General features: G+C 67.4%; 3 protein-coding genes. All 3 read right to left on the bottom strand.

Features of this window, described 5'->3' with window-relative positions:
• A partial coding sequence (locus AC07S4_RS27950; protein WP_494989709.1) for a YDG domain-containing protein occupies positions 1–6320 on the bottom strand: 6320 nt, incomplete at its 3' end.
• A gap of 33 nt (positions 6321–6353) precedes the next feature.
• Entirely contained in the window at positions 6354–7391 is a 1038-nt protein-coding gene (locus tag AC07S4_RS27945) for a ShlB/FhaC/HecB family hemolysin secretion/activation protein (RefSeq protein WP_494989708.1), read from the bottom strand.
• A gap of 124 nt (positions 7392–7515) precedes the next feature.
• A complete protein-coding gene (locus AC07S4_RS27940; RefSeq protein WP_494989707.1) occupies positions 7516–9768 on the bottom strand; it encodes a CHASE2 domain-containing protein in 2253 nt (750 codons plus the stop codon).
• Positions 9769–9770: the final 2 nt, after the last annotated feature.

Below are 9770 nucleotides of genomic sequence, written 5' to 3'. Positions count from 1 at the left end.
GCCGCTTCCGCTGCCGCCTTCTCCGCTGCCGCCTTGGCTGCCGCTTCCGCCGCCGCCTTCTCCGCTGCCGCCTTGGCCGCCGCTTCCGCCGCAGCCTTCTCCGCTGCCGCCTTGGCCGCCGCTTCCGCCGCCGCCTTGTCCGCCGCCTCCTTGGCTGCCGCCTCCGCTGCGGCCTTCTCCGCTGCCGCCTTGGCTGCCGCTTCCGCTGCCGCCTTCTCCGCTGCCGCCTTGGCTGCCGCTTCCGCCGCCGCCTTCTCCGCTGCCGCCTTGGCTGCCGCTTCCGCCGCCGCGGCTTCCGCCGCAGCTTTCGCAGCGGCATCGGCTGCAGCCGAGCTGTCGGTCAGAACCGGCAGGCTACCGCCCAGGAAGATACTCTGCGGCGCCGAGATCGAACCGTTCGGCGCGGTCAGCGTGACCGTGCCGCTGCCGGTAATATGCATGCCGCTGTCCGCCGTGATGCTGCCGGACTGCGCCTGCAGGCTGATGCTGCCGTGGCTGCTGTTCAGCGTGCCCGCCAGTTCGATGTCGGTGCCGGCCACCATGAAGATATTGTGGCTGGCCTGGAGATTGGCATCCCCACTCAGGGAAATTCCGGTGCTGGCGGACAGGCTGATGCTGTCCGCGACCAGCGTGTCGCTGATGGTGATCGGGCTATGGGCCGTCAGCAGGATCGCACCGCTCGGCGCCGACAAGGTGCCTGCGGTGTAAATACCGCCCACGTTATCGATGAGCAGGCTGCCGGTCGTGGTGCTCAGCGGCCCCACCCCCAGCTGCTCGCTGCCGCTCAGCGTGTTGCGCAGGCTGATGCCGCCGCCGTTGCTGTTGCTGCCGCTGACATGCAGCACATGATTGGCGTTGTTGTTGAGCACGGCGCCGCCGCGCGACGATATCGTCAACATGCCGGTGCTCAGCGCCCCGCTCTGAGTAATGCTGCCGCCCTCCCCTGTGTAGAGTGCAATCGACTCGGTCGCCGAAATCGAACCCAGCGCCAGGCTGCCACTGCTTTGATGGATCGCCAGGTTGCCGGGAATGGCGATGCTGCCGCCGCTTTGGGTGTACTGCGAATTGATGGTGATCCCGGTCAGGCCGCTGATGGTCCCGCCGCTCAGGTTAAAGGAATTGGTGACCAGGCTGCCGCTGCCGCCCAGCGTGCCGCCGGTCTGCGTGTAGCTGCCGCTGGCCATGCTGCCAGCCAGGCTCAGGGAGCCGCCGCTGTTCACCCTCAGGGCGCCGCCGGACAGGCTGGACGTGTCGCCGGCCTGCACGCCCAGCGTCAGCGCGCCGCCGCTCACGGTCAGGCCTTGGCCATGCACGGAGGTCAAGCTGCTCAGCGTGGTAGAACCGCCGTCGTAGATCACCGCGCCACCATAGGCGCTCAGTTCAGCAGCCAGCACATTGCTGGCGGTCGGCACCGCGCCGCCGACCCAGTTGCTGGCGTCGCTCCATAGATTGTTGCCGGCGTTGCCGGTCCAAGTGGCCTTGCCGAGCTGCGTGATGTTGGCGGTCACCGTAGGCGCCGCCAGCACGTAGTTGCCGGCATCGGCGGTAGCGCTCAGCGACAGGCCGGCCACCGTCACCACCTTGCCGTTGCCGACGTTGCGGTCCGCAAAGCTGCCCGTCAGGTTGGCCGAATTCAGCAACACGCTGTCGCCCTGTATCACGCCGCTCAGATAGCCGCCCTCGCCCACGTTCAGGGTGACGCCGGTGCCGCCGTTGTAGTCCCGGCTTTGCGCGGTGATGCCGTTCACGGTCAGCGTGGCGGGCGTGATGCTGGCGGTGACATTGGTCGGCATGCTGCCGGTCACCTTATAGTTGGCGCCGTCGGCGCCTCCCAGCGATGCCAGTCCTTCAAAGCCGATCGCCTTGTTGCTGCCCACGTTCTTGCCGCCGACGAAATAGGCGTGCACCGTCCCCAGCGTCACCACATCGCCGGCGAACACGCCGTTGAAGGTGGCGTTGGTCACGGTCGCGTTATTGCTACCGTCGTAGACCCGGTTCATCCCGGTCAGCCCGCTGATGCTGAGCGATGCGACGGTAATGTCGGCGTAGGTGGTGGTGTACGGCAGGTAGTTGCCCGCATCGGTGCCACTCAGCGTGAGGGGCACCCGGATGGATTTCTCCACGCCCACATTCTTGTCGCTGAAGGTGTAGCCGCCGGCCAGCGCTGCCGTGACGGTATCGCCCGACAGCCCGTGGGCCGACCAGTCGCTGGCGGCGTTGACCGTGGCGGCCGTGGTGCCGTTGTAGACGCGGTTCACACCGGCAATGCCGCCGACGCTCAGCGGTGCGCGCGTGATTTCGGCTTCGCTGACGTAAGTAGTCTTGAGCGTGTAGTTGCGCGACGCGCCTTCGCTCAGCTGCATCTCGACATTGCTGAGGGCCTTGCCGGTGCCGGCGTTCTTGTCGGCAAAACTGGCCGACACGCTGGCCGACACGACATCGTCATACGCCACGTTAGCCAGCGTGGCGCTGGCGTTGCTGAAGGTCGTGTTGCCATTGTAGACCTTGCTGCCGCTGATGGTTGCGGTCAGTTCGCGCCGCGTAATTTCCAGCGTCGGCGCACCGGCGGCGTAGCTGATGTCGTAAGTGGTCGAATACAGGCCGCCGGTGTTATAGGTGCCCACATTCTTCGCCGTGCCCCAGCCCAGTGTGCCGCTCAGGGAGTCGCCGTTGGCCAAGCCGGCGTAGGTCGGCGTGCCAGAGTAGGTCGGCATCGGGTTACCGTATACCACGCTGGCATTGCTGCCGGCAATGGTAACGGTGACCGGTTTCAGGAAGGCCTTCAGCAGCGGAATGGTGTCGCCGTCATAGATGCGCCAAGCGGTATCGCCGGTGAAGAAGTCGCCGAAGCTGCTCTGCAGTTTGCTCTGCGCCGTGGTCAGCCCGACGCCGCCGGCGGCGTCCGTGCTGCGGCCGGCCTTGGTCAGGTCGTAATAGCCACGCACGACCTGGGAGCCGTTGGTAAAGCCGACCAGGCCATTGACGCCGGTGCCGAACGCGCTGCCGTCCACCTGGCCTGTGGTAAAGGCATTGGTGATGGTGCCGGCGGAGAATTCGCCCAGCAGGCCGCCGGCGTTGTTGTGCACAAAGTCCGTGCTGCTGCCGTGGCCGCTGACGTTGCCGCTGGCGTAGACATTGCTAATGCTGGCGGAGCTTTGGCCATCATAACCTGTGCGCCCCACCAAGCCGCCCACGTTGCGCCCGCCGGCCACATTGCCGCTGGCGTAGGAGCGTTCGATGGTGCCGTAGTTGTCGCCCACCAGGCCGCCGATGATTTCACCGGTGGTGGTCACCGCGCCGCTGGCGTAGGACTGGGACACTGTGCCGCTGTTGGTGCCGACCAGGCCGCCTGCATAGCCCTGGCCCACGGTGTCCACGGCGCCGGTGGCGAAGGAGCTGGTAATGCTGCCTGTGCTGAGCCCCGCCAGTCCGCCGATGCTGTTGGCGTACATGGCCGCCTCGCGGCCGGTGACGGCGCCGGTGGCGCCGGAGGTCAGGATGCTGCCGCTGTTGTTGCCCACCAGGCCACCCGCATTGCGGATGCCGCTCACGCTGGCAGAGCTGGCCACATTGACGATCTGGCCCTCGGCATGGCCCGCCAACGCGCCGACATTGGCCGCGCCCGTTACCGAGCCGCCCAGCAATGCCAGGTCGCGGACGCGGCCGCTGCCGCCCAGGTAGCTGAACAGGCCAACGTTGTCGCTCTCGGCGCGGCTGATGACCAGTCCGGTAATCGCTTTGTGATTGCCGTCGAAAATGCCGTTGTAGACATAGTCGCTATTGCCGATAGGCTTGAAGCCGGCGCCGCCGTTCCACAGCGATGTGCCGCTGGCGTCGATATTGCCATGCAGGGTAAAGGCCAGGCTCGGCGCCAGCGTGATCAGCGTGGCCACGCCCTGCAGGCCGTAAGCGTCGAACAGTTCATAGCCGGAATCGCCGGTGCCGTAGCCGCGCAGGAAGGTGCCGCCGCTCAAGCGGAAGTCCTTGGCGCTGAACGCAGGCAGCGTGCCGCTGTTCTGGCTCCAGTTACCCTGCAGCAGATTGAAGGTGCCGTCGACCGCGACGCTGCCGGTGGCGGTAATATCGCCCGGCGTGCTCAGCGTCAGGCCGCCGGTGGCGACCGCCGCGCCCAGGCTGATATTGTGCCTGGCGGTCAGCGCCAGCTGCTTGCTGAACGTCAGCGGCGCACTGACCGCGATGTCGCCGCTGCCGCTGGCGACCGTCACTTGCAGCTCGTTGGCCGTCACCGTCGCCAGGTCGGCCGCGCTCAGCACCAGCGTGCCGGCCGCGTCGGCGGTGGCGCCGATATTGATGGCGTTGGCCGATTTCAGCAGCACCGACGGCGCCGTCAGCGTGCCGCCGGCCAGCGTCATCTTGTCGCTGTTCAGCTCGATGCTGGCGCCGGAGGTGACGCTGCCGCCATTGGTGATGCGGTGGCCCGCGCCGGCCAGCGTGGACAGCACCACGCCGCCGCCCGCGGTGACGGTGCCGGTCACGGCCAGGTCGCCGTTGTAGGCGCTGGCCGTCAGGGTGCCGCCGGCGCTGGTGCTGCCCAGCTTGATGCTCTGGCCGCTCAGCGTGATGTTGCCGGTGTTCGAGGTGGAGTTCAGCGTGGTGGTGCCGGACACGCTGTTGCCGGTATTGTCCAGGATAATGTCGCCGGCCGCGATGGCGCTCAGGCTCTTCGCCGTCATGCCGTCGATCGGGCTGGTGGTCTGCACGATGGTGCCGGCGCTGGCATTGAGGTGGACCGCAGCGTTGGGCGCGGCGATGCCGGCCTTCAGGAAGATGTCCTTGTCGGCCTGCAGCGTCAGGCTGCTGCCGCTGGTCCAGCCCAGGCCATTGATGAGGTGGATGGAACCGTCGCCGGTGCCGCTGCTGTTGGTGGTGCGCACGGTCACATCCGTGCTGTCCAGCAGCGTTTGCAGCGCGCCGGTGGTCAGCAGCGACTCGTGCGCCACGCTGGCGATTTCAAAAATCTTGCCGGTGATGTCCTGCAGCAGCGACGGCGCGGTGAGCGGCATGCCGCCGCCGTAGAAGGCCGCCAGCGCGTTGTCGGCGATATAGATGTCGGTCGGGTCCAGCAGCAGCGTGCCGGTCTTGCCGCCCGGCGCCTGGGCGCGGGTGTCGACCCTGCCCTGCATGTCGAGGTAATGGCCCGAGGTTTCCACCAGGCCGCCGTCGCCGCCCTGCGCGCCGCCGCGCGCGGACAGCTGGCCGAACACGCGGGTGGCGCCGTCGCTCCAGGCGATGATCTTGCCGCCGTCGCCGCGGCCGGTGGCGTCGGCGCGCACGCTGGCGTCCGCGCCGATATAAGTCTGCTGCGCATGCGGCACGGCGGCGCTTTTGCCATCACCCTGGCCTTGATAGTCGCCGCCGATCAGCACGGTGCCGCCGCCGGCCGCGCCGCTGGCGTCCACCGCCGCGTTGCCGCTCAGGCCCACGCGCTCGCCCAGCAGCTGGATCTCGCCGCCCTTGCCGGCGCTGTTGGTGGCGCTGGTCTGGCTGCCCGCCTCCAGCATGGTGGTGCTGTTGGCGCCGCTGGCCTTGAGCACGATCTTGCCGTTCTCGCCCAGCGCCGCGCTGTCCGCATTGATGCGGCCGCGCTGGTTCACCAGCGCGCCGTAAATGCCCACCTTGCCGCCCGCCGCCAGCACCTGGCCCAGGTTCAGCGCCTGGTCGGCCGGGGCCGACACCACCACGTGCACGTCCGGATTGGCCGAGTCCACCAGCTGCACGCTATTGCCCGCCGCCAGCACCACTTCGCCCTGCGGGGAGGTGATCACGCCACTGTTCTCCACGCCGGAGCCGATCAGGTAGACCTGGCCGCCGGAAGGCGTGGTGATGCTGCCCTGGTTGACCACCTTGCCGGCGCCGGCGCCGCTGAAGTGGTTTTTGCCGGCCAGGAAATCGCTATTGCTGATGGCCAGGCTGGACGCCACCAGGCCGTTGACGTCCACCCGCGCGTCCTTGCCGAACAGGATGCCGTTCGGGTTGATCAGGTAGACCTTGCCGTTCGACTGCAGCGAGCCGAGGATTTTGCTGGGGTCCTGGCCGACAATGCGGTTCAGCACCTTGCTGTCGCCGCTCTGCTGGATAAAGCGCGTGATCTCGTTGGGATTGATCGAGAAGTTTTGCCAGTTGATGATGGTGTTCGGCGTATTCGTAATCGAGTACAAATTGCCTTGCTGGAGGAAGGTGGCCTGGCCGGCAACGACCTGCGGTGTGCTGGGGTTGCCGTAAGCGGAGCCGTAGCAAGCTGCAACCAACACCGCGAGCAGCTTGCGCCGCATGCCTTGGGGAACCGGACCTGTCATCATCGTACTTACCTCATTGTGCATATTTTTAGCGTGTCACCAGCTCAGGTCTACCCTGAGGTGCAGGCGATTTTTATCTTGTGACGGCAACTGGCTGGAGCGCAGCACATGGCCGTAGTCCAGCTGTACATCCACATCGCGGGAGATATTGACGCGCAGGCCCACGCCCACGCTGCCGATCGATTTCGTGCGCAGCTCGCCTCCCTGTTCGAGGTTGCGCTTGATCAGGCCCTTGTCATAAAACACCAGTGCGCGGCATTGCCAGCGCGAATCGCCGCACAACTGCGGCGAGTATAGCTCGACATTGGCGGTCAGTCCGCTGTCATTTGACAGGTCGCGGGCGCTAAAACCACGCACCCGGGCGCCGCCGCCGATGCCGATCTGCTCCCCCGCCACCAGCGCGTCGCGCGTGTACTGCCCGTTCACGGCGGCGCGCACCTGGAAGTCGCGCGGCAGCTGCCGGGTCAGGCTGGCCGCCAGCCGCACGATGCTGTAGCGGGCGTCCGCGCCGGGCCGCGCCCGGCTGAAATCGTCCTGCCCGCCGCGCGCCCCGCCTGCCAGGTTGCGCAGCACGGTCACCGAACCGCTCAGCTCGCCCTTGTCGAACAGCCAGTTGCCGCTGTAATTCAGGCTCAGCGGATGGACCGTGACGTCGCCGCCCGCTTCGCCATCCTGCTGCCCGCCGTCGGCGCGGAAAGCCTTGATGCCGGCCCCCAGGTTAAGGCGCCCCTCGTGGCTGTCGCTCTTGGACAGTAGCGCGCTGTAGCGCGCCCCCAGCATGGCGCCCTTGCCGCCCTCCTGCCAGGCCCGGTCTGGCCAAACAAAATCGGTCTGGTTGTAGCCGCCGTACAAATCCAGCGTCGCGCCCGGCGTGGACGCCGGCAGGCTGTAATCTATGCGCACCCCGCCGCGCAAGCGGCCGTCCGCGCCGTTTTTACCCGCCACACCACTATTATCCAGGGTCACGGTGCCGGACAGGGCCGGCTTTTCCGTTTCCTGCCCGCCGCAAACGGCCGCGCCGGGAGCGGCGGCGAAGGCCGCTCCAGCCAGCAGTTGCACGACGCGGCATCGCATGATGGCCTCCGCCAGGACTTGACTTGAAAGAAATGGATGTTTCTCTCAGTTTAGTCGGAAATACGGCTGGCGTCCGCATTTTTCGCGGCTTTGATGCATTTCCGCACAGATACTTTGTGTCTTTTTACTTGGTATCAAAAGTCGTCACGCCGTCCCAACCGGGACCCGGGGGGTGCGCCCGGTGGTGCGCCACGCGCTCCAGATACAGCCGGTACAGGCCGTGCGGCGCCTCGGCCTGCAGCGCTTCCAGCGCCGCCTGGGCCGCGTCCCACTGCTGGCCGCGCACCAGGGCCAGCGCCGCGTGCCAGCGCGCCAGCTCGTCCCGGGCCGGCTGCGCCAGCGCGCTGTCCAGCGCCAGCGGCTCGAAAATGGCCACCGGCTCGTTCTTGCCCTTCACGCGCACCAGGTCCAGCTCGCGGTAGGCGAATTCCGGCGCTTCGGCGCGCGTGACCTCGCCCACGGCGATGCCCACGCCATACACCTTGGTGATGCCTTCCAGCCGCGCCCCGAGGTTGACCGCGTCGCCCATGACGGTATAGGCGCGGCGGATCTCCGAGCCCATGTCGCCCACATGCATCTGGCCGGTGTTCAGGCCGATGCCGATTTTCAGCTCCGGCCAGCCGCGCTGCAGGAAGTCCTGGTTCAGCCGCTGCGCGCTGGCCTGCATCAGCAGCGCGGTGGCCACGCCCCGGCTGGCGTGGTCCGCGAAGGCCACCGGCGCGCCCCAGAAGGCCATCACGGCGTCGCCTATGTATTTGTCCAGCGTGCCGCGGTGGCTGTCGCGGATATCGGTCGACATCGCCGTCAGGTAGAGATTGATGTATTCGCGCAGGACTTTCGGCGTCAGGCCTTCCGAGATGGTGGTGAAGCCGCGCACGTCGACGAACATCACGGTCAGCTCGCGGCTTTCGCCGTCCATATTGTACTTTTCCGGATTTTCGGCCATCTCGGCCACCAGCTCGGGGGCCACGTATTCGCCGAAGCGCGACACCAGCGCGCGGCCGCGCCGCACCTCGAAGAAATAGCCCCAGGCCACGTTCAGGATGAACAGCGCCAGCGCCAGCACCAGCATGGACGAGACGTTGAACACGATGTCGTGCGCGCGGTACAGGTAGAAATTGAACGCGGCCGCCGCGCCGCCCGCCAGCAGCGCCAGCAGGATGGACCAGGCCGGCGCCAGCACCGGCAGCAGCAGCGCCAGCAGCAGGCCCAGCACCAGCAGCTGCACCGCTTCGAACTGGGTGGCGTAGTCGGGCCGGAACTTGAAGCTGCCGTCCAGGATGGAGCTGATCATATTGGCGTGGATTTCCACCCCGGGGTACTGGGCGTTGACCGGCGTGGCCCGCAGGTCGTTCAGGCCGGGCGCGGTGGTGCCCACCAGTACGATGGCGCCGGCCAGCTGCTCGGCCGGCACGGCGCCGCGCAGCACGTCGGCCGCCGACACATAGCGGTAGCCGCCGCCCTGCGGGCCGCCGGGGCCGCGGTACTGCACCGTGGTGGTCAGCCCCTCGCCGACCGGGATGCGGATATTGCCTTCCGCATGGAACAGGCCGATGGCTTCCAGGCCGCCGTTGGCGCGCTGCGACTCGGACAGGGTGTCGACCGTGCCCTCGAACAGCGGATGGATGGCGCGCGCCCGCAAGGCCACGGCGGCGGTGGCCAGCGACAGCGTGGGGTAGTAGCCCTGGCCGATCTTTTGCAGCAGCGGCGTGGAACGCACCACGCCGTCGCGGTCGGGCATGGCGGTGAAGATGCCGGCGCTGAGCGCGGCCGACTGCAGGCGCGCGATATTGGCTTCGTAGCCCGCCACCTTGTAGGCGTCCACGGTGCGGCCGTTGAGCGCCTCCTCGGTGAATGCCGGTTTCGGCAGCATGCCCTTGGCCTGGCTGCCGGACAGGTTGTAGCCCAGCACCACGGGCTGGCCTTGCAGCGCCTGCGCCAGCAGGCCGTCGTAATCGAGCTGCGGCTGCAGGCGCGCCAGCTGGCCCTGCAGGCCTGGCACCTGCTGCAGCTCGCCTTGGGCCAGCTGCTTCAGCACATCATAGCCGGAACTGGTGTCCGGCTCGGGGAAGGAGACGTCGAAGCCGACCGCCGCCACTTCGTATTTCACGGTGAGCTGTTCGACCAGCTTGGCCATCACGTTGCGGCTCCACGGGAAGCGCCCCACTTCGGCCAGGCTTTTCTCGTCGATGTCGACGATCACCACGCGCGGATCGAGCACCGGCGTTTCCAGCCGCATGCGCAGGCCGGAGATGAAGGTGTCCATGCGGTCCAGGGTGTCCGCGTGCAGCACGTTGGCCGTGTGCAGGATGGCGGCGGCGCACAGCAGCAGCCCTAGCAGCCAGCGCGCGCCGTATTTTTTCAGTAGCCTGGCCATCG

Source organism: Pseudoduganella sp. GW821-FHT05F09, from assembly GCF_059419605.1.
The sequence above is the reverse complement of the archived record's forward strand: the minus strand, read 5'-3'. Positions and strand labels throughout refer to the sequence as shown.

Bases quoted from the DNA above. Each gene is read 5' to 3' on its own strand.
- AC07S4_RS27945 (WP_494989708.1), bottom strand. From the start codon at position 7,391: ATGCGATGCCGCGTCGTGCAACTGCTGGCTGGAGCGGCCTTCGCCGCC.
- AC07S4_RS27940 (WP_494989707.1), bottom strand. From the start codon at position 9,768: ATGGCCAGGCTACTGAAAAAATACGGCGCGCGCTGGCTGCTAGGGCTG.